The organism is Micromonospora sp. 15K316 (assembly GCF_004348525.1).
Taxonomy (GTDB): domain Bacteria; phylum Actinomycetota; class Actinomycetes; order Mycobacteriales; family Micromonosporaceae; genus Micromonospora.
Genome location: NZ_SMKG01000004.1, coordinates 40,855 through 61,294, shown reverse-complemented (window position 1 = coordinate 61,294; position 20,440 = coordinate 40,855). Strand labels below are relative to the sequence as shown.

15 protein-coding genes and 1 pseudogene are annotated in these 20,440 nt (G+C 70.9%); 10 read left to right on the top strand and 6 right to left on the bottom strand.

The genetic code is table 11. The annotated features are described in order from the left end of the window. Positions 1 to 147: 147 nt before the first annotated feature. From E1211_RS02235 to E1211_RS02225, 3 genes are all read right to left on the bottom strand, one after another. Positions 148 to 1,047 carry an RNA polymerase sigma-70 factor gene (locus E1211_RS02235; RefSeq protein ID WP_132344833.1) on the bottom strand — a complete coding sequence of 300 codons (900 nt, stop codon included), beginning with the start codon at positions 1,045 to 1,047 and terminating at the stop codon, positions 148 to 150. Next, positions 1,044 to 2,204: an NAD(P)/FAD-dependent oxidoreductase gene (locus tag E1211_RS02230; RefSeq protein ID WP_132344831.1), complete on the bottom strand. Its 1,161-nt coding sequence runs from the start codon at positions 2,202 to 2,204 to the stop codon at positions 1,044 to 1,046. The genes E1211_RS02235 and E1211_RS02230 overlap by 4 nt, the downstream gene beginning before the upstream one ends. A gap of 124 nt (positions 2,205 to 2,328) precedes the next feature. Then, the gene (locus E1211_RS02225) at positions 2,329 to 3,726 is read right to left on the bottom strand and encodes an FAD-dependent oxidoreductase (RefSeq protein ID WP_132344829.1); all 1,398 of its coding nucleotides are present in this window, start codon (positions 3,724 to 3,726) and stop codon (positions 2,329 to 2,331) included. A gap of 479 nt (positions 3,727 to 4,205) precedes the next feature. Here E1211_RS02225 and E1211_RS02220 point away from each other — a divergent pair, with 479 nt between their 5' ends. From E1211_RS02220 to E1211_RS02210, 3 genes and pseudogenes are all read left to right on the top strand, one after another. Then, positions 4,206 to 7,316 (top strand): amidohydrolase family protein, encoded by a 3,111-nt coding sequence (locus E1211_RS02220; RefSeq protein ID WP_132344827.1) that lies wholly within the window; start codon positions 4,206 to 4,208, stop codon positions 7,314 to 7,316. Between the two features lie 77 nt (positions 7,317 to 7,393). Next, positions 7,394 to 7,692: pseudogene (locus E1211_RS02215) on the top strand (response regulator transcription factor); the annotation flags it as partial. Positions 7,693 to 7,861: 169 nt separating this feature from the next. Further along, a complete protein-coding gene (locus tag E1211_RS02210) occupies positions 7,862 to 8,764 on the top strand; it encodes a nucleoside hydrolase (protein WP_132344825.1) in 903 nt (300 codons plus the stop codon). A gap of 22 nt (positions 8,765 to 8,786) precedes the next feature. On the opposite strand, the gene E1211_RS02205 is transcribed toward E1211_RS02210, so the two are convergent. Then, a complete protein-coding gene (locus E1211_RS02205; RefSeq protein ID WP_132344823.1) occupies positions 8,787 to 9,449 on the bottom strand; it encodes a ThuA domain-containing protein in 663 nt (220 codons plus the stop codon). Then, complete coding sequence (locus E1211_RS02200; RefSeq protein WP_165947141.1) at positions 9,446 to 10,621, bottom strand: endo-1,4-beta-xylanase; 1,176 nt, start codon at positions 10,619 to 10,621, stop codon at positions 9,446 to 9,448. Before E1211_RS02200 ends, E1211_RS02205 begins: the two co-directional genes overlap by 4 nt. A 184-nt stretch (positions 10,622 to 10,805) precedes the next feature. Here E1211_RS02200 and E1211_RS02195 point away from each other — a divergent pair, with 184 nt between their 5' ends. The 5 genes from E1211_RS02195 to E1211_RS02175 all read left to right on the top strand — a co-directional run bounded on the left by E1211_RS02195 (position 10,806) and on the right by E1211_RS02175 (position 16,786). Then, positions 10,806 to 11,879: a Gfo/Idh/MocA family protein gene (locus tag E1211_RS02195; protein WP_207915165.1), complete on the top strand. Its 1,074-nt coding sequence runs from the start codon at positions 10,806 to 10,808 to the stop codon at positions 11,877 to 11,879. A gap of 126 nt (positions 11,880 to 12,005) precedes the next feature. Further along, positions 12,006 to 12,740: a phytanoyl-CoA dioxygenase family protein gene (locus tag E1211_RS02190; RefSeq protein WP_132344817.1), complete on the top strand. Its 735-nt coding sequence runs from the start codon at positions 12,006 to 12,008 to the stop codon at positions 12,738 to 12,740. Next, positions 12,737 to 13,657, top strand: coding sequence for a sugar phosphate isomerase/epimerase (locus tag E1211_RS02185; RefSeq protein WP_132344815.1), 921 nt, complete (start codon positions 12,737 to 12,739; stop codon positions 13,655 to 13,657). Before E1211_RS02190 ends, E1211_RS02185 begins: the two co-directional genes overlap by 4 nt. A gap of 17 nt (positions 13,658 to 13,674) precedes the next feature. Beyond that, the gene (locus tag E1211_RS02180; protein ID WP_132344813.1) at positions 13,675 to 15,804 is read left to right on the top strand and encodes a hypothetical protein; all 2,130 of its coding nucleotides are present in this window, start codon (positions 13,675 to 13,677) and stop codon (positions 15,802 to 15,804) included. A gap of 34 nt (positions 15,805 to 15,838) precedes the next feature. After that, on the top strand, positions 15,839 to 16,786 hold the full coding sequence (locus tag E1211_RS02175; RefSeq protein WP_132344811.1) for a zinc-binding dehydrogenase: 948 nt from the start codon (positions 15,839 to 15,841) through the stop codon (positions 16,784 to 16,786). Positions 16,787 to 16,838: 52 nt separating this feature from the next. On the opposite strand, the gene E1211_RS02170 is transcribed toward E1211_RS02175, so the two are convergent. Next, positions 16,839 to 17,867, bottom strand: coding sequence for a LacI family DNA-binding transcriptional regulator (locus E1211_RS02170; RefSeq protein ID WP_165947140.1), 1,029 nt, complete (start codon positions 17,865 to 17,867; stop codon positions 16,839 to 16,841). A 91-nt stretch (positions 17,868 to 17,958) separates the two neighbouring features. On the opposite strand from E1211_RS02170, the gene E1211_RS02165 reads away from it, so the two are divergent. After that, positions 17,959 to 18,819 carry an AraC family transcriptional regulator gene (locus E1211_RS02165; RefSeq protein ID WP_132344807.1) on the top strand — a complete coding sequence of 287 codons (861 nt, stop codon included), beginning with the start codon at positions 17,959 to 17,961 and terminating at the stop codon, positions 18,817 to 18,819. Positions 18,820 to 19,015: 196 nt separating this feature from the next. Further along, positions 19,016 to 20,302, top strand: coding sequence for a sugar ABC transporter substrate-binding protein (locus tag E1211_RS02160; RefSeq protein ID WP_165947139.1), 1,287 nt, complete (start codon positions 19,016 to 19,018; stop codon positions 20,300 to 20,302). Positions 20,303 to 20,440: the final 138 nt, after the last annotated feature.

The window sequence follows — 20,440 nt, the reverse complement described above, 5'->3', positions numbered from 1 at the left end:
GCTTCGCCCGCGCGGCGACATCCGCTGCCGCGGTGCGGGGCTCGGGTGGCGCGTCATGACCGGCTGCTCCTTCCTGATCGGTTGACGACGAGGTTAGGCGTGGTGGCGAGCGCCGGCAACGCATTTACCGCGGGCGTCGCGCAGACGCTAGAGGTGGTGGATCGTCCGGGCCGCGACGGCGCGGAGCTTGTCGGGATTGGCGACGTCGTGGATGCCGGTGATCACGCCGTCGTCGTTCAGGTCGAAGGTGACGGTGGCGACGATCCGCCCGCCGTCGCTGAAGACCAGACCCACCTGCCCGTTGAGCTCGACCATCTCGACGGCCATGTCGACGGGGGCGATGCCCTCGTAGGGCCGGACGGCGACGCCCGCGAACCAGGCGGCCACCCGCTGCGCGCCGATGATCGGGCGGATCGCCTGACGGACCTTCCCGCCACCGTCGGTCCAGAGCGTCACATCGGGGGCGAGCAGCTGCATCAGCGTGTTGATGTCACCGCCGGTGGCGGCTGCGAGGAAGCGCTCGGTGACCGCGCGCTGCCGGGTTCGGTCGGTTTTGAATCGCGGGCGACGGGCGCGCACGTGCTCACGTGCGCGGTGTGCGGCCTGGCGTACGGACTCCTCGGAGCGGTCCACGGCCTGGGCGATCTCGGCGTGGCTGAAGCCGAAGGCCTCCTTGAGCACGAAGACGGCGCGTTCGAGTGGGGTCAGCGTCTCCAGCACGACCAGCAGCCCCATCGACACCGCTTCGGCGGTGGCCACGTCCTCGGCCGTGTCGGTGCTGGTGAGGATCGGCTCGGGCAGCCACGGGCCGACGTAGGTCTCGCGGCGGACCTGTGCCGAGCGCAGCCGGTCCATCGCCAGGTTGGTGACGATCCGCACCAGGTAGGACTTCGGGTCGGCGACCTGGGAGCGGTCGGCCGCCGACCATTTCAGCCAGGAGTCCTGCACCACGTCCTCGGCGTCGGCGGCGACGCCGAGGATGCGGTACGCGACGGAGAAGAGCAGGTTGCGGTGGTCGTCGAAGGCCCCGCCCGGCTTGTCGGTCATCGGGTGAACCGGCCGCCGCGGCGCCAGACGAACGCGCCCAGGGCCGGGTGCGTCTTCAGTTGCCCGAACGACGGCCACGCGATCGAACTCACCGTCTCCTTGTACCAGACGGCCGGGCGGCCGGTGAGGAGAAGCCGCTTGGGGCTGTCGTCGGGGTGGGTGAACTGGACGACCGCGTCGCGGCGGCCGACGCTGACGGCGGCGTGGATGTAACCGAACCGGAAGGGCCGGGGCTGCCGGCCGTCGCGTTCCCGCACGATCGACGACGCCGTGTGCACGCCGTTCGCCAGGCCGCTTCCGCAGGTGCCGTGCAGGAAGCCGTAGCCCTGCCGGATCGCGGCGGCGTCGCCGATGGCGTAGACCTGTGGGTGGGACACCGACCGTAGTGCCGGGTCGGTGACGATACGGCCGTTGTCGTCGACCCGCAGACCCGCTGCGGCGGCGAGCACCGGTACCCGTAGGCCGCTGGTCCAGAGCACGGCGTCCGCCGTGACGCTGGTGCCGTCGGCGAGGTCGACGGATCCGGGGCGTACCTTGACGATCTCCGCGCCGTTCACGACGCGGACGCCGAGCCGGGCGAGAGCGGCGTGCAGGTGAGCCTTCGCCTTCGGCTTCATCGTCGATCCCGGTTCCTGCCGGCCGAGTAGCACCACGTCCAGGCCGGGGTGCTGTTCGGCGATCTCGGCCGCCGCCTCGACGCCGGTCAGCCCGCTGCCGCAGACCACCACCGTGCCACTGCCGAGGCTCGCGAGTTTGTTCGCCAGTAGTTCGGCGTCGTGCGCGCTGTCGAGGGTGTAGGCGTGTTCGCCGGCTCCGGGAACGGTGTCGGTGTCGGTGGCGGCGCCGAGCGCGTAGACGAGCCGGTCGTACTCGATCTCCCGTCCGTCGTCGATCCGGACGCGGCGGGCGGCGATGTTGATGCCGGTGACCCAGCCACGGACGAACTCCACCCGGGTTCCGGCCAGCAGTTCCGGGATGCGCAGATCGGCCAGGCGTTGTCCGGATGCGGTCTGGTGCAGCCGCAACCGTTCGGTGAACCGCTCCTCGGCGTTGACGATGGTGATCTGGACGTCCTCGCGGCGCCGGGTGCGCCCGGCGAGGCTGACCGCCGTGATGAGGCCCGCGTACCCGGCGCCGAGGATCACGATCCTGTTCATGTGTCCGCCCTCTTTCGTGTCGGTGACGACCACGAGACGGAGCGGCACGGCTCGATCGTGAACTGGCGTGACGTGGCTCACTGCCGGCTTGGTGGTGGTTGCCCGGCCGGGCGGGTTCGGGCCGTTACGGCTCGTCGGCTCGCACGACGGTGGCGAGTACCTCGTTGAACGCCTCTGTCGAGCTCGGGTGGGTGTAGACGGCGTCGCGGAGTTCGGCCGCGGTGACTCCGTGCCGCATGGCGAGCGCGACGGTGTTGATGATCTCCTGTGCGTCGATGCTCAGCAGCGCGGCGCCGAGGATCCGGTCCGTACCGGCGTCGATCACGAACTTCATGACGCCGCGGGTCTCCTCCACGGCGTAGGCGCGGGGCATGGCCACGATCTTCGCGACATCCGCCCGCGCGATCTTCACCCGGTGTCCCGCCTCCCGGGCCTCTCGCTCGGTCATGCCCACGGTCGCCAGGGGCGGAGTCATGAACAGCGTGCGGGGGACGATCCGGTCGGTCGTCGACCGGAGGCCCACGCCGGTGAGCTGGTCGAGAACGATCCGGCTGTCGTCGAGCGAGAGGTAGGTGAACTGCGGCCCGCCGCGTACGTCGCCGAGGGCGAAGATGTGGGGCTGGCTCGTCCGTAGGTGGTCGTCGACCTCGACCGCCCCCAGTGCGGTGGTGCGGACACCGGCGGCTTCGAGGTGGAGATCGCGCGTCGCCGGCGCCCGGCCGGCGGCGGCGAGGAGGGCGTCGACCTCGAGGGTGTGCTGCTCGCCGTCCCTGTCGTACACGACCGTGGCGCCGCTGTCGCCGTCGCGTACCTCCGTCACCCGTGCCGCCGTGACAAGGTGGATGCCCTCGTCGACCAGGATGTGTGTGGCCACGGCGGCGATGTCGTCGTCCTCGCGTCCGAGGATCCGGGCGGTGCGTTCGAAGAGGGTGACCTGGGAGCCGAACCGGCGGTAGATGGCGGCGAACTCGATGCCGAGGTATCCGCCGCCGACGATGGCAAGCCGTTGCGGCAGGGTGGCCGTCTCGATCAGGTCGGTGCTCGACCTCGCGTACCTGCTGGTGGCGAGGCCGGGGATGTCGGGGACGACCGGTTCGGAGCCGGTGTTGATCAGAATGGTGTCGGCGGTGACGGTGAGGTGCTCGTCGGCGGTGACGACGGTGACCGTGTGCGGGTCCGCGAAGGCGGCGCGGCCGGTGATCACGGTTACCGTGTCGATGCTGCTCAGGGTGTCGAGGTTGCCCCGGCGCATCATCTCCCGGGTCTCCTGGACCTCCCGGACGGAGCGTGCGTACCAGTCCTGCGCCGGGTCCTCGGGTCGGCGTCGCTGGGACCGGTGCACGAGGCCCTTCGTCGGTACGCAGCCCACGTTCGGGCAGGTGCCGCCGTACATCCGCTCCGACTGCTCCACGAGCACGACTCGCTTGCCGGCCCGGCCCAAGGTGGCGGCTGCGGTCTTACCGCCCTTTCCGAAGCCGATGACGAGGACGTCTGCCTGCAGCGTGCGGTCTGGGGTACTCATGGCTCCGGTTCCTCGGGCGGTGTTCGGTCGGCGGCGCGGGTGGTGCGGGCGTGGGACGACCTCGGGATGACGAGGGTCTGGTCGGGGACGCCGGCCGGGGTGCGCCTGGTGCGTCACATCGGCGAACTGCACCGGCCGTCACCTGGTCGAATGCCCGGTTCACGCTAGTCGCCATTCGCGAGACGCGGTTATTCGCGCGCTTATGGCACCCATAAGGAGGGCAGGAGGGCCGGTTCCGCCGACTCGACGTAGAGCGGTGCGGTCACCGCGACGAGCAGGCCGAGCGGCACGAGTGGTGGCCGGGGGTCGGGTGGTCGCGCCGGCGGACCGAATAGCGGCACACCGCTGAACGCCGGAAACGCGCCGATCGCCGCAGCTGCCGGCCCGCTGGCCGCAGGCCGGCGCAGGGGAGCTGCGCCACGATCGCGGGCAGGAGAACCATCGGAGAGGTTCGATGGAAGCTTCGCCGGGGAGGCATCATGACGGGCGTACGGAGGCGGGATCTGCTGGCGGGCACGGCCGGCGCGGCGGCACTGGCCGGGAGCGGGGTCGCGGGCCCGGCTCTGGCCGGACGGCACGACGAGGCGGCGGACCGGGAACGCCGGATCTCGCTGCGGCAGGGCACCGACGTCGCGGCCCAGCTCTCCCCGGACGGCCGGACGATCGCGATGGACCTGGTCAGCGTGCTGTGGGTGTTGCCGGCGTCGGGCGGCCCGGCGCGCCGGCTCACGAGCGACCTGTTCGACATCGCGCAGCCCGAATGGGCGCCGGACAGCTCGACGATCACCTTCCAGTCCTACCGGGACGGGAACTTCAACCTGTGGCTGATCCGGCCCGACGGCTCCGGTCTCCGGCAGCTCACCCACGGCCCGTACGACCACCGCGAGCCGCGCTTCTCCCCCGACGGGCGACGCATCGCCTTCTCCTCCGACCGATCCGGCAGCTACGGGATCCACCTGCTCGACCTCGACAGCGGGCAGAGCAGGGTCGTCGCCGACAGCGGTCTGGAGGAGTACGAGCCGGCCTGGTCGCCGGACGGCACCCGCATCGCGTTCGTGGTCGCGAACACCCGCATCGACGTGGTCGACGTCGCCAGCGGCGCGCGGAGCACCGCGGTCACCGCGCCGACCGGCGCGGTGCTGCACAGCCCGGCCTGGACCCCGGACGGCCGTGACCTCGTCTACCACCGGCTGCTCGACGGCCGCAGCGAGCTGTGGCGGGGCGACGCGCCGCTGGTCACCGGGGAGGACGCCTACCCGTTCCGGGTCTCCTGGCGCTCGGACCGCGAGTTCGTCTACACGGCGGACGGCCGGATCCGGCGTCGCCGGCTCGACAACGACCGCCGCCACGACATCGGCTTCGTCGCCCCGGTGACCGTCGCCACGCCCCGCTACCGCAAGCGGCGGCGCGACTTCGACTCGACCACCCGCAGGCCGGTGGTCGGCATCGGCAGCCCGGTGCTCTCCCCGGACGGCCGGCGGGTGGCCTTCCGCGCGCTCAACGACATCTACCTGCTGACGATCGGGCAGCCGCCCCGCCCGCTCACCCGCGACCAGTGGTGGAAGTGTGACCCGGCGTGGTCGCCCGACGGGCGGTACCTGTCGTACTCCACCGACCGGGGCGGGAAGCTGGACATCTGGCTGCGTGATCTGCGCACCGGCACGGAACGCCAGCTGACCAATCTGCCGGCCGCCGCCGCCGTCTCCGGAACCTGGTCGCCGCAGAGCGACCGCCTGGCGTTCCTGGACCAGAACGGCGCGCTCTACACCGTCGAGGTCGAGACGGGGCAGGTGCAGCCGGTCTTCGGTGCCACCTTCGAACCCGGCCGCCCCACCTGGTCGGCCGACGGGCAGGTGATCGCCCTCGCCGCGGTCGTGCCCTACTCCGCCCGCTACCGGGAGGGGCTCAGCAAGATCCTGCTGGTCGACCGGATCTCCGGCGCCGCCCGGTACGTCGATCCGATGCCGCACCGGTCGATCCAGACCCGAGGCGACGACGGGCCCGTCTGGTCGCCCGACGGCCGGCGGATGGCCTTCGTGGTGGCCAGCGTCCTGTGGGTGGTCGACGTCCACCCCGACGGCACCTTCGCCGGCACGCCCCGGCAGGTCACCGACGAGGTGACCGACGCGCCGAGCTGGAGCGGCGACTCGACGCGGCTGCTCTACCTGAACAACGGGCGGCTGCGGCTGGTGTCGGCCGACGGCGGCTCACCTCGTACCGTGTCGGTCGGTCTGAGCTGGGCCAACAGCCGGCCGCGTGGGCGTACGGTGATCCGCGCCGGACGCCTCTGGGACGGCGTCGACCGGCGGTTGCGCGCGGACGTGGACGTGGTGGTCGAGGGGCATCGGATCGCCGCCGTCGAGCCGTCCCGACCGGGGCGGGACGGCCGGGTCGTCGACGCCCGCGACGCGGTGGTGGCCCCCGGCCTGATCGACATGCACCACCACCGGGAGATGCAGGGCTACGCCTACGGCGCCCGGCAGAACGGCCTCTGGCTCTCCCTCGGCGTGACCACCACGCGCTCGCCCGGCAGCCCCGCCTACCACATGGTCGAGGAGCGGGAGTCGATCCAGTCCGGCGCCCGGATCGGGCCGCGGTACTTCGCCACGGGCGAGGCGGTGGACGGGTCCCGGATCTACTACAACTTCATGCGCCCGACCTTCGACGAGCGGCAGCTGGAACGGGAGCTGGAACGGGCCGGCGCGCTCGACTACGACCTGATGAAGGCGTACGTCCGGCTGCCGGTCGCGTGGCAGCGGGCGGTGGTCGCGTGGGCGCACCGGCGGGGCGTGCACTCCACGTCGCATTACCACTATCCGGCGTTCGCGTTCGGCAGCGACGGCATGGAGCACACCGGCGCGACGAACCGGTTCGGCTACTCCCGCACCGTCACCGCGATCGGGGCCGGTTACCAGGACGTCATCGACATCTTCACCACGTCGCGGGCCGCTCGCACACCCACCCTGTTCGGCGCGAACACGCTGCTGCGCGAGGACACCTCGCTCGTCACCGACCGGCGCGTGCGCACGCTCTACCCGTCCTGGCAGTACGCCGCGCTGCAGGCCGCGGTCACCGCCGCGCGGACCACCGACCAGACCGCCAACCGGGAGAATCTGGCCCGGCAGGTCGCGCAGGCCGCAGCGATGATCCGAGGTGGTGGTCGCGTGCTCACCGGTACGGACTCACCTATCGCGTTCAACGCCGTCAGCCTGCACCTCAACCTGCGGGCCATGGTGAAGTACGGGCTCACGCCGTACGAGGCGTTGACCACCGCCACCCGGGCGCCGGGGGAGTTCCTGGAGGAACCGATCGGGCGGATCGCGCCCGGCATGTACGCGGACCTGGTGGTGCTCGGCGGTGACCCGCTCACCGACATCGACCAGGCGGCGAACGTGCGGTTGACCATGGTCAACGGGGTGCCGCACGGGGTGGACGAGCTGCTCGCGCCGTTCACTGTCAACAGTGCGGTTGCCGCGGCGGCGAGCAGGGTGCTGCCGCCGCTGCCGGCGCATCCGGAGAACGCCCGGTACTGGTGGCACGACCCGCACTACGTCGAGGCGGGACGCCACTCGTGCTGCGCCGAGGGCTGATCGTCCGGGTCCACGCCGGGTCCCGCGCAGTGCGGGGCCCGGCGGTCAGACGACGCGGCGGTCGGCTGCTCGCCGAGGCGCGCGGCGACGCGCTGCTCGCCCCGTCGATCACCCGGAAGCTGATCGACGGTACGTCGCCCAGCCGCCGCCCCGGAATGCCGACGTGCTGGCGCGGCTGACCACCCCTGAACGCGAGGCCGTCGCCCTCGTCGCGCGGGGCCTGTCCAACGACGAGATCGCCGACCGCATGGTGATCAGTCCGGGGACCGCGAAGAGCCACGTCAACCGTGCCATGACCGAACTGCACGCCCGTGACCGGGCGCAGCTCGTGGTGCTCGCGTACGAATCGGGTCTGGTGGCCCGGTGCGGCGGCTGACCTCTCGCCCGGACGGGTCGCGGCGCGGGCAGGTCGGGTCGTGGTGGCGCGCCGCTCACCGTCCGGAACCGCCCGTTCACCGCATCGGCTCGTACGTTGGCCGAGCGGGCCGTGGCGTCGGGCGGTTCTGCTGCTTCCCGGGCCGGGCGTTCGGATAATCGATGCCGCCATGGAGAGCACCCCGGTCCTGTTGGACACCGATATCGGTAACGACATCGACGATGCCGCCTGCCTCGCGTACCTGCTCGCGCAGCCCCGGTGCGAGCTGCTGGGCATCACCACGGTCACCGCCGAGCCCGAGCAGCGGGCCGCGCTGGCGAGCGTGCTGTGCCGGGCGGCGGGGCGGACGGTGCCGATCCACCCCGGAGCCGCCGAGCCGCTGGCCGGGCCGTCGGTGCAGGGGCCGCCGCCGCAGGCGGCCGCGCTCGCCCGGTGGGAGCACGAGACCTCCTTCCCGTCCGGGGAGGCGGTGGAGTTCCTGCGGCGGACGATCCGGGCGCGTCCGGGCGAGGTCACCCTGCTGGCGATCGGCCCGTTGACGAACGTGGCGCTGTTGTTCGCCGTGGATCCGGAGATCCCGTCGCTGCTGGGGTCGCTGGTGCTGATGGGTGGGGCGTTCGGCACGGTGCCGGGCCCGGAGTGGAACGTGCGCTGCGACCCGCACGCGGCGGCCCGCGTGTACGCGGCCCGGGTGCCGGTGCACCGTTCGGTCGGCCTGGACGTGACCACGCGGGTGCGGATGGAGGCCGAGTCCTTCCTGGAGCACTGCGCCAGTCCGCTGCTGCGGCCGGTGGCGGACATGGCGGCGTCCTGGTTCGCGGAGCGTCCCGAGATCACGTTCCATGACCCGCTGGCCGCGGCGACGCTGTTCGACCCGGCGCTCTGCGTGTTCGCCGCCGGCGAGGTGACTGTCGACGGGTCGGCGGCGGGCGTGACGACCTGGCGCGCCGCGGACGAGGGCGGGGCCGGGCCGCACGAGGTGGCGGTCGGCGTACGCCCGGAGGCCTTCCTCGACCACTACCTGACGATCCTCGACGCGGCGCCGTCCGGGGCGCGGATCGGTCGTCGTTGACCGGTCCGCGCCCGGTCACCGGCTAGCGGCTGGCCCAGAGCAGGCCGCGTTCGGTCAGCGTGCGTACCTCTGCGCGGTCGAGGTCCTCGACCCGGTGGCCGATGGTGGAGACGAACACCCGGCCCTGCCCCCACTGACGGGTCCAGACCGCAGGGGAGACGACGTCCTGCCGCCACGGCGTGTCGGGGGTGGCGCGGAAGCGGGTGGTGGCCAGCACGTCGTTGCCGGAGTCGGTGAGCATCCAGTACTGCTCGGTGTGCTGGGTCCATCGGTGCAGGCCGCGCACAACGGGGTGGTCCGCGCGTTCCGGTACGACCTCGATCTCGTGGTCGACGAAGCCTCCTGGATGTTCGGCGAACTGACCGCCGGTCATCTGCAGGTACGGGGTCGAGGTGCGGAACGAGTCGACGATGCCGCCGTGCCAGCCGGCGAAGCCGGTGCCGGCGCGCACGGCGGCGGTGAGCCCGGCGATCTGCTCGTCGGTGGCGGTGCCCATGGTCCAGCAGTGCACGACGAGGTCGAGCCGGGCCATCCGGTCGGTGTCGGCGTAGACGGCGAGGTCGTCGCTGACCTCGACGGCGAACCCGTGATCGCGGAGGAAGGGCACGAACCGGTCGGTGGCCTCGACCGGTTGGTGCCCGTCCCAGCCGCCCCGCACGACGAGGGCGTGTCGGTCGGTGGTCATGGCAGCAGGCTCCGTAGGGGTGCGCGGCGCGGCGCGTCGCCGAGTTGCGTGGCGATCGCGCGGTGGGCGGGCTTGGGTGCGAGCTCGGCGTCGAAGGCGAGCGGGCGCCGGGGCGCGCCGTCCTCGCGCGGATAGTCCTCTTCGAGCCAGGTGTAGCGGTCGGAGAGGCCGAACGCGATCACGGACTTCACGGCCCGGTGGGAGAGCGCGACGTCGAGATAGCGGCGGTAGACGTCGGCGACGGCGGCGTCACGGGTGGCGATGTCGGCGGGCAGGCCGTCGTCGAGCACGTCGAGTTCGGTGATGAGGATGTCCAGGCCCCGGTCGGCCACCTGGGAGAACCAGTTGAGGTACGCCTTGGCGTGGAACCGGTCGGCGAACTGGTCGGCGAGCAGGTGGGCCTGTACGCCGAGCGCGTGCACGGGTACGCCCTGACCGATCAGGTCGTCGATGACCTGGAGAGTGGCGCGGCGGCGGGGGCCGGGCTCGTCGCCCCACTCGTTCACGGTCTCGAAGCCGAACTCGTTGAGCACGAGCGTGGCCTCGGGGTCGGCGGCGTGGGCGACGTGGAAGGTGTCGGCCACGTAGGGGCGGCCGATCGTCTGCCACCAGGGCACGTCGGTGCGGTAACCGCGCCGGCCTTCCGGGCTGGTGACCTCGTTGGCCACGCTCCAGGTGCCGACCCGGCCGCGGTAGCGGCGGACGACCGCGTCGACGGTGCCGTAGAGCAGCTCGCGGGCCTCCTGTTCGCCCAGGCCCCACAGGTCGTCCTCGGTCCATCCCTCGCCGAAGCCCTCGTCCCACACGAGGTGGGCGCCGAAGACGGCCATCTGCTGCGCTTCGGCGTAGGCGATGACCTCGTCGGCGTAGGTGAAGTCGAGCTCGGCGTCGGGCGTCGGCTTGAGCCGGTACCAGAGCAGGTCGTCCTCGGTGAAGAGCAGGGCCGCTTCCCGGTTGACGAGTTGCCGGTAGGTGGTGTCGGTGAGCTGCCAGGTGGCTGCGGAGGTGCCGAAGGCGAGGCCGTTCGGTCTGGCAAATCTCCACAGTGGTGGACGTGTGGCCGCGGACGGTGCGGCGTGGGCGTTGCGCGGGATGCTCAGGGCGCCGGCGGTGGCGAGGCCGGCCACGCCGAGGAGCAGGGCCCGGCGGGACACGGGGTGGACGTCACGCATGGTGCCGCCTCCTTCGGATCGCGATATTGCAAAACGTTTTGCCATGTCGCTGCTGAGCAGCGTACGGCCCCCTCCCTCGGCCCGACAAGACATGGTTGCCTCTCGCGTTTTGCGGCGGTTACGCTGCCCGCGACCCGCTGCCAAACGTTTTGCATTGGGGGGTTCCACCATGCACCGGCTATCCATGGGCATCATCGGACTGGGTGAGGTGGCTCAGGTGGTGCACCTGCCGGCCCTGCGGTCGCTGCCCGACCTCTTCCGCGTCACCGCCGTCTGCGACATCTCCCCGGGGCTGCTCGAGCGGGTCGGCGGCGCCTACGGCGTCGAGCGCCGCTACGCGGAGTTCACCCAGATGCTCGACGAGAACGAGCTCGACTGCGTGCTCGTGCTCAACAGCGACGAGTACCACGCCGACGCGGTGATCGCCGCGCTCGACCGGGGCGTACACGTGCTGGTGGAGAAGCCGATGTGCCTGAGCCCCCGGGAGGCGGAGGCCATCATCGGGGCGCGGGACCGCTCGGGCGCCACCGTCATGGTCGGCTACATGCGTCGCTTCGCCCCGGCGTTCGTCGAGGCCGGCCAGCAGATCGGCGCGCTCGGCCGGGTCAACTACGCGCGGGTCCATGACATCATCGGCCGCAACCAACTGATGATCGACCAGACCATCTTCGTGGACCGGCCCTCCGACGTGCCCCGCTCCGCGGTCGAGGCGCGCTGGGCGAGGGGACGTGCCCTGGTGGCGGATGCTCTCGGCGACGTGCCGGACGTCCTGGCCGGCGCGTACCGGCTGCTCTGCGGACTCGGCAGCCACGACCTGTCGGCGATGCGGGAGTTGCTCGGACGCCCGCGTGGCGTCGCCGCCGCACGGCAGTGGCGCGACGGCCGGTTCATAACCGCCCTGCTGGAGTACGACGACTTCCTGGTCACCTACGAGACCGGCGTCGACGAGCAGTTGCGGTTCGACGCGCACATCGAGGTGTACGGGGATCACGCGACCATGCGGGTGCAGTACGACACCCCGTACATCCGGCACCTGCCGACCCTGCTGATCAGCGAGGAGACCCGGGGCGACGCGCTGCATCGGGTCGTCTCACGTCCGCACCTGAAGGACCCCTACACCCATGAGCTGGAGTACTTCCACCGGACGGTCACCGAGGGCGGCCGGCCGAAGACGGATCCGGAGGACTTCGTCGAGGATCTCGACCTGTTCGCCGAGTTGATTCGGGCGATGGCGACCGACTCGGGCGCCCGGATCTGACCCGGACCGGAAGATACGTCGAGTCCCGCCGGAGATAGGTGCCGCCGCGGCGACGCGACCGCAACTAGCTTCGAACCCACCACGTCGCCACGAGCGCGGCGGCCACCGAGAGCAGGAGGTGCACCGGTGCTGGACCAACAGGCCATCGACTTCTACCGGACCAACGGCTACTACCTCCAGCGGGACCAGCTCTTCTCGCCCGAGAAGCTCGACACCCTGGAGCAGATCTTCGACGAGCACCTCGCCGACAAGGGCGACAAGCTCTCCGACGAGCTGGACACCCCGCACTTCCGGGATCCGCGGCTGCTGGACTTCCTCCTCTCCGACGAGGTGCTCGATCTGGTCGAGCCACTGGTCGGGCCGGACATCGCACTGTGGACCAGTCACTTCATCTCGAAGGACCCGAAGGTCGGCCGGGCCACGCCCTGGCACGAGGACAGCGCGTACTGGAACGGCCGGCTCAGCGAGTACGACCGGATCGTCACCGTGTGGCTCGCGCTCGGGCCGAGCAACCGGAGCAACGGGTGCATGCGGGTCGTTCCCGGCACGCACGACAACGGCTTCTCCGACTACGTGCCGACGGACAAGACCAAGCAGACCTTCCACGCCGAGATCCCCGGGGTGGACGAGAGCAGGGCGGTCTACTTCGAGCTCGAACGCGGGCAGTGCTCCCTGCACGACGGGCGGATCATCCACGGTGCGGAGCCGAACACCAGCGACCTGCGACGCACCGGGTACACCATGCGGTACTTCCCCGCGTCGGTGAAGGTGCTTCCCGTGCCGGCCAACGACGGGTGGAAGATCTGGCTGGCCCGTGGCCGCGACAGCGCCGGCAACACCTACCAGCCGGACCCGCGGTGAAGCTCGGCCTCCTGACGGCCTGCCTGCCCGGCGAGTCACTCGACGAGATCGCCGGGTGGGCGGCCGCCCATGGTTATCGAGGTCTCGAGGTGGCCGCCTGGCCACGCGACCCCGGACGCCCCTGGGAGGCGAGCCACCTCGACGTGGACGGTTTCGACGAGCCCGCCGCCCGCCGGTTGCGGGACCTGTTCGACCGGCACGGCCTGGCCCTGTCGGCCCTGGCGTACTACGAGAACAACCTGCACGCCGACCGGCCGACGCGGGAACGGATCCATCACCACCTGCGCCGCTGCGTCGACGCCGCCGCGCTGCTCGGCTGCGAACACGTCGGGACCTTCATCGGCCGCGACGTCACGCTGCCGGTCGCGGCGAACCTGCGGCTGGCCGAGGAGGTCCTTCCGCCCCTCGTCGAGTACGCCCAGGAGCGTGGGGTGCGGCTGGTGGTCGAGAACTGCCCCATGGAGGGGTGGCACCCCGACGGTTATCCGGCGAACCTCGCGTACTCGCCGGAACTCTGGCGGTGGCTCGCGGGGCTCGGCCTTTATCTGAACTTCGACCCGTCGCACCTGGTCTGGCTCGGCATCGACCCGGTGGCCGCGCTGGCCGAGCACCTGGACCTGGTGCGGCACGTCCAAGCCAAGGACGCGCAGGTCGACCCGCGTGCCCGGAACCGGTTCGGAGTCTTCGGCCAGGTGATCGGGCGGGAATCGCCGTGGGTCAGCGGATGGTGGCGCTACCGGGTGCCCGGCCTGGGGGACGTGGACTGGCGGCGGCTTGTCGACGTGCTCTACGAGGGCGGGTACGACGGTTTCGTGTCGGTGGAGCACGAGGACCCGGTGTGGTCCGGCTCGCCGGAGCGCGTTCGGCAGGGGCTGCTCCTGGCCGAGCGCACGCTCGGCCCGCTGATCGTCTCGTGAGACAAGGAGCCCGAGGCATGCAACGTGGCGTGTACTTCGATGCGTGGTTTCCCCGGCAGCACTGTTATCACCCGAGCCTCCCGCCCCGGCGGCTTCGCATGATCGACGACCTCGTCGACTACCGCGCCACCGCCCTGGTCTGGGCGTCGCTGGGCGGGGGCTCGATCTCGCTGCCCTACCTCGAACAGGAGGCGTTCGGCCGGGTCGACGCCCGGTCGCGCTTCTACGGTTTCGTCAACGACAGCGAGTTCGTCGCCGCCGCGCAGCAGCGCGGCATCAAGGTGTTCGGCATCGTCTTCGAGGCCCAGGGCTGGGAGTTCCCGGTGGAACTCTCCGCCGACGAGGACGAGATCCTCGCGGTCAACGAACTGCGGGGTGCCGGCCGGCGCGACTGGATCGGGTTGCGGGAGTTCAGTGGCAACCGCTACCCGAAGCTGTGGAAGCCGTTCGAGCACTACTTCCCCGACGGTCTGGTCAACAGCGACGGTGAGCGGGTCACCGACCTCATCGAGGAGTGCTGTGCGCGTGACATCCACCAGACGGCGTTGCACGCGCGGTGGGTCGAGTGCCCCGACCGCGATCACCGTTGTTACTACATGGACCGGAACAATCCGGTCTGGCGGGAGTACCTGAAGGCGGTCATCCGCATCCAGATCGACGCCGGCGTCGACGGCGTGCAGCTCGACGAGACGGAACTGCCGTTGGGCTCGCTCCAGTACGGCGGATGCTTCTGCAAGGACTGCATGAAGGGCTTCCGCGCGTACCTCAGAGGTCTGCCGGAGGACGAGCGAGGCCCGGAACTCAGCGGCGTCGACCTGGAGACGTTCCACTACGGGCAGTGGCTCCTCGAGCGGGGATACGACTTCAAGGGCGCGCAGCACGGCACACCGCTCTTCCCCGAGTACTACCGGTTCCAGTGCGCGGCCATCCGGCGGCACTTCGGTGAGCTCGCCGCCTACGCGCGTGAGTACGCCCGATCCCGGGGTCGCGAGGTGCTGGTCTCGGGAAACTTCTTCAACATGGACCCCCAGTACCTGGGCCTCGCCGACGACGTGGACGTCATCGTGACCGAGATGCGGAACACCACCTACCGGCAGCCGGAGTGGTACCGCTACGTGGCCGGGTTCGCCGGTGACAAGGACGTCATCGTCGTGGAGAACCCGTACGGCGGGGTCGTGCCCGAACTGGTCGAGCTGCTGCGCGCCGGTAGGGGACACGACCTGCTGCGGCTGTCCTGTTACGAGGCGGCGGCCTTCGGCGTCAACATGGCGGTGCCGTACGGGGCGTGGATGGGCGCGACGATCCAGGATTCGTTCTACGCCCCGCACGACCTCGCCGCCGAGGTGCAGGCGTTCCTCGCCGACAACGAGCGGCTCTTCGACCGGCGCAGCAGCAATGAGGTCGCGGTCGTCTACAGCGTGGAGAGCAACCGGGAGCTCGTCTCCCGGCAGGACCTCGGGGACAACCTGCGCAACGCACGTGACGACAGCGTCCGTGTTCCGTACCGCGAGGTCACCGAGGCGCTCGCCGGCGCCGCGGTGCCGTTCGACGTGATCGTCTTCCCGGATCCGCGTACGGCACCGGACCGGGTCACGGTCGAGAGCCTGCGCCGCTACGACACCGTCATCCTTCCCGCCTGCACGTATCTGAGTCCGGCGCAGGTCGTGGCCCTGCGCGACCACCTCGACGCCGGCGGGCGGGTGGTACGCACCGGTGGGCTCGGTGCGAACCTCGCCGACGGCGAGCGGGCCGATCTGCTCGCCCGGCCGGGCCTGAGTACCGCCGAGCCGACGGAGCTGTCGGAGTTGCTGCCCAACGGCCGGCAGGTCGAACTCACCGCGGTCGGCGCGTCGAGCGTCGCGGCGAACACCTGCCGGCTCGCGGACGGTTCGGTCGCCGTTCACCTGGTCAACTACGACTACCGCCCGGAGCGGGACGAGGTACGTCCGGTCCCGGACCTCGAGGTGCGTGTCCGGCTGCCCGAAACTCGCCCGGAGGCGATCGCGTACTCCTGCGACGGGAAGGTGACCGCGCTCGACGTGCGCGTCGACGGCGGGATCCATGCGGTGACGCTCGACGCGCTGGGCCCGTACGCGATCGTGGTCTTCTCCGGAGGACCCGCGGCGGGCGACGGTGAGCGGTCGTGAGCGTGCGGACGCGGCGAGTGGAAGGCGGGACGGGATGAGGATCGCGGTGTTGACCGGGCCGGAGCGGTTCGAGATCGCGCAGGTGCCGCCGCCGGAGATCGCGCCGGACCAGGTCCTCGTCCGGGTGCGGGCCTGCGGGGTCTGCACGTCCGAGCTTCCGGCGTGGCGCGGCGACCCGGCCGGTGACTATCCGCGTCACCTCGGGCACGAGGTCAGCGGAACGATCACGCTGGTCGGCGCCGAGGCCGGATCGTTCACGGCCGGCGACCCGGTAGGCGTCTGGGTGACCTCGCACGGCTTCGCGGAGTATGTGGCCGTGAAGGCGGCGCACTGCCGGCCGGCCGGTGACGTCCCGCTCGACGAGGCCCTCGCCGAACCGCTCGCGTGCGCGGTCAACGCGGTGGAGGAGACCGACGTCCGGCTCGGTGACGACGTGGTGCTGATCGGCGCGGGGTTCATGGGAAATCTGGTGCAGAAACTGGTGCGCCTGCGGGGTGTCCGGCACCTCGTGGTGGCCGACACCCGCCCCGACGCGCTGGAGCGGGCGCGGGACCTCGGCACGACGCGGGTGGTCGACGTGCGCGTCGAGTCACTGCCGGACGTGGTCGGTGAACTTACCGGTGGCCGGGGTGCGGACGTGACGTTCGAGTGCACCGGCGGTCAGGCCGCGCTCGACGTGGCCGGCGACGTGACCCGGATGAGCGGGAAGATCGTGCTCGTCGGGTTCCACCAGGGCGGGCCGCGTTCCGTCAACCTGGCGTACTGGAACTGGATGGCGTTCGACATCGTCAACGCGCACTACCGCGACATCGACACCATCATGCGGGGCATGACTGTGGGAATGCGTCTGCTCGCCTCCGGGGTCCTGTCGCTGGACACGCTGGTGACGCACCGGTTCCCGCTGGAGGAGATCGACGCCGCCTTCCGGGCCGTGCAGGACAAGCCGACGGGATTCGTGAAGGCGACGGTGACGCTGGACTGATCGCGACACCTCCGGCCGGTGCGGGCGGCGGACGTGCCCGGCCGGAGCGCGGTCAGGCGGACCCGCGGACGATCAGCGGGCAGGGCAGGACGACGGTCCGCCCGTCGCCGTCGTAGCTGCCGTCCATCCGGCTGAGCAGCAGTTCACCGGCGGTGCGGCCGATGTCGTACGCGGGGTTGCGCACCGTGGTGAGGGGCGGGTTGACGATGGTGGCGGCGTCGACGTCGTCGAAGCCGACGACGGCGACGTCGTCGGGCACGACGAGCCGCTGCTCGTGCGCGGCGTCGATGGCACCGATCGCGGCGAGGTCGTTGGCGCAGAACACCGCGTCGGGGCGTTCGGGCAGCGTCAACAGCTGGTGCATGGCGGCGTGGCCACCGGGACGGGTCCAATCGCCGCGCACCATGAGATCGGGGTCGACGGAAATGCCGTGTTCGGTGAGTGCCTGCCGGTATCCGTCCTCCCGCGCCGAGCCGGACGGCAACGGCCCTTCGATCATCGCGATGCGGCGCGCGCCGCGGCGGATCAGGTGCGTGACGGCGGCGTGTGACCCCACGGTGTCGTCCGGGGTCACCAGGTCGAGGCGGGGAGCGTCGTCGTGGGAGCCGCCGATGCAGACAGCGGGGACGCCGGGCGCCGGTGAGCCGCTGCGGGCCCGGGCGTCGGTGGGTCCGGAGGCCATCACGACGCCGTCGACGCCGCGGTCGAGGACGTCGGCGAGGAACGCCTCCTCGCGCTCGGGGATGGCGTCGGTGTTGCAGACGTAGGTGCCGTAGCCGGCGGCGTCGACGGCGTCGGCGAGGCCCCTGGTGAGTACGGCGTAGAAACTGTTGGTGATGTCGGGCACGACGACGGCGACCATCCGCGACCGGCGGGTGCGCAGGCTCCGCGCCACGTTGTTGGGGCGGTAGCCGAGTTCGCGGATGACGTTGCGGACGGTCTCCCGGGTGGCCTCGGCGACCCAGCGCTTGCCGGAGAGGACGTGCGAGACGGTCGTGGGGCTCACCCCGGCGAGCTTCGCCACCTGCACCAGCGTCACCCGTGACTCGTCGGGTGCCGCCGGCGACCGTTTGTCGGGCATCGACCTCGACCTCTCGCACCGTTGACCGCCGGAATTCGAGTTCGTACGGTAGCAAAACGTTTTCATCACCCCGATCACCGTGGGAGACGGGATGACGCGGCTACTCGACCGATACATGATCGACGGGCTGGTCGCGGGCGAGGCGCGAGTCCGGGTGATGCGTCCGCAGCTGCGGCACGTGCCGGCCCATTGGCACGACTACTACGAGCTCGGGTACGTGCTCGACGGGTCGGCACGGCACGTGGTGAACGGCGTGCCCCGTCCGCTCGGACCCGGCGGCGTCTTCCTGCTGACCCCGACCGATTTCCACGAGCTGGTGCCCACCTCGGACGGGCCGTTGGTCTGCTACAACGTGGTACTCGACCCCGGCGTGGTGGAGCGGTGGTTGGACGTGGCGGGGATCGGGCCGGCCGCGGCGGGCGGGCCGCCGTGGCTGGCCGACGACTGCGCCGACCTCGGAGCCGACTTCGATCGGCTGTGGCGGGAGTCCGACGGTCGGCGTCCGGGAGCGCGGGCGCTGTCGGACGCGGTGCTCGGATGCCTGCTCATCGAGTTGGGTCGGCGGGCGGATCCGGCCGGCGGCGGTGACCAGCCGGGCGTGCCGCGCGACGTGGCGGTCGACGTTCGACGGGCCGTGCAGTACATCGAGCGGCACTTCCGGGAGCCGCTGACGTTGGCGGAGGTGGCGGCGCACGTGCACCTGTCTCCGAACTACCTCAGCGAGCGCTTCGGCCGCCTGGTCGGGGTGTCCTTCCAGACGTACCTGCAGAACCGGCGGTTGCGGTTCGCGCGGTCGTTGCTCGCCTCGACGGGGCTCGGGGTCACCGAGATCTGCCACGCGGCCGGTTTCAACAGTCCGTCGCACTTCGGACGGGCGTACCGGCGTCGGTACGGGCGTTCGCCGTCGACGGGGCGTACGGCTGGCGACGGGGTGGTCACGGACCGGAGATAGAAGAACGGCGCATGACGAACCCGTTGCGTTCGTTACCCACGATCCCTTGACAAGGCCAAGGCGGTCGGAAGACGCTAGCCGCAGCATGCCAAACGTTTTGCACCGGGCATCCACAGTGTGATCCGCGCATCACCTGCCGGCAACGACATTGGGGGCTGATCCGATGAAACATCGCGCATCCCGTAGGTCCCTGGCGATGACGGCGGCGGCGAGCGCCGCCCTGTTGGCCCTCGTGGCCTGCTCCAGCGGGGGGTCCTCCTCGACGGACCGAGGCGCCGGCGAGGGGCCGGTTCCCGAGCCCACGGCACAGGTGACCATCTCGTTCGCCTCCTGGGTGGCCGCGATCCCGGAGATGAAGGAGCTGATCCAGAAGTTCGAGACCGAGCACCCCAACATCAAGATCCAGGCACAGAACGTACCGGCCGAGGAGGCGAACGAGAAGCTCACCGCGCAGGTCGCGGGCGGCAACCCGCCGGACGTCGCCTACCTCGACGCCAGCACGGTCGCCGCGTTCGCCTCCCGCAAGGCCCTCGTGAACCTCGACAACTACATCCGCCGCAGCGAGGTGGTGAAGGCAGACGCCTACGTGCCCGCGTTCAAGACCTTCACCACCTTCGAGAACGGCATGTACGGGCTGCCGTTCGACGGCGAATCGACAGCGCTGTTCTACCGGACCGACATGTTCTCCGCCGCCGGCCTGACCAAGCCCCCCACGACCTGGGAGGAGTACGAGGCCGCCGCGAAGGCGTTGACCGACCCCGCTGAGCGGACCTACGGACACGCCATGTTCACCAGCTCGCCGGAGGCCGCCTACTACTGGTACCCCTGGCTCTGGCAGGCCGGCGGCAAGGTGCTCTCCGACGACGGCAAGGAGGTGCTGTTCAACAGTGCCGAGGCGAAGCGGGCCGCCGAGTTCTACGTGAACCTCGCGAAGTACGCCCCCAAGGACTACCTCACCTCCAACTCGTACGACGGCCGCCAGGCGTTCGCCAACGGTCAGGTCGGCATGTACGTCGCGGGCTCATGGTTCGCCGGCACCCTCACCGACGAGTTCCCGGCCATCAACGGCAAGTGGGCCACCGCTCCGCTGCCGCAGGGTTCGGCGGGCTGCGGCACGACGATCGCCGGCGACGCCCTGGTCATCTTCAGCCAGAGCAGGAACTCCGATGCCGCGTGGAAGTTCATCGAGTTCCTGTCCAAGCCGGACAACGTCGCCTTCTGGACCTACAAGTCCAAGGACGGCACGACCCTGCCCCCGATCACCAGCCTGCTCGACTCGCCCGACCTCGTGGCGACGAAGCCGGTCCTGAAGGGCTTCGCGGAGGCCATGAAGTGCGGTGTCAGCAATGTGATCGTCCACCCCGACTGGCCCAAGATCGAGGAAGGACTGAACGAGCAGTTGGCCAAGGCGATCTACGGGGAGCAGACCGCCGCGCAGGCGCTCGACAACGCGGCGTCCGAGGCGGAGAAGATCCTCCGGTGAGCCGTCGGTCGGGCCGTGGCGGGCGGCAGGTGCTTCGGTGATGAGGAGATGACCGCGGTGGCGACGACGCAGCCCCCGGCGCCGGGTGGGGGAGACGGGACCCGGCAGCCCGCCTCCCGCAGGGGTGGTCGGCCCCGG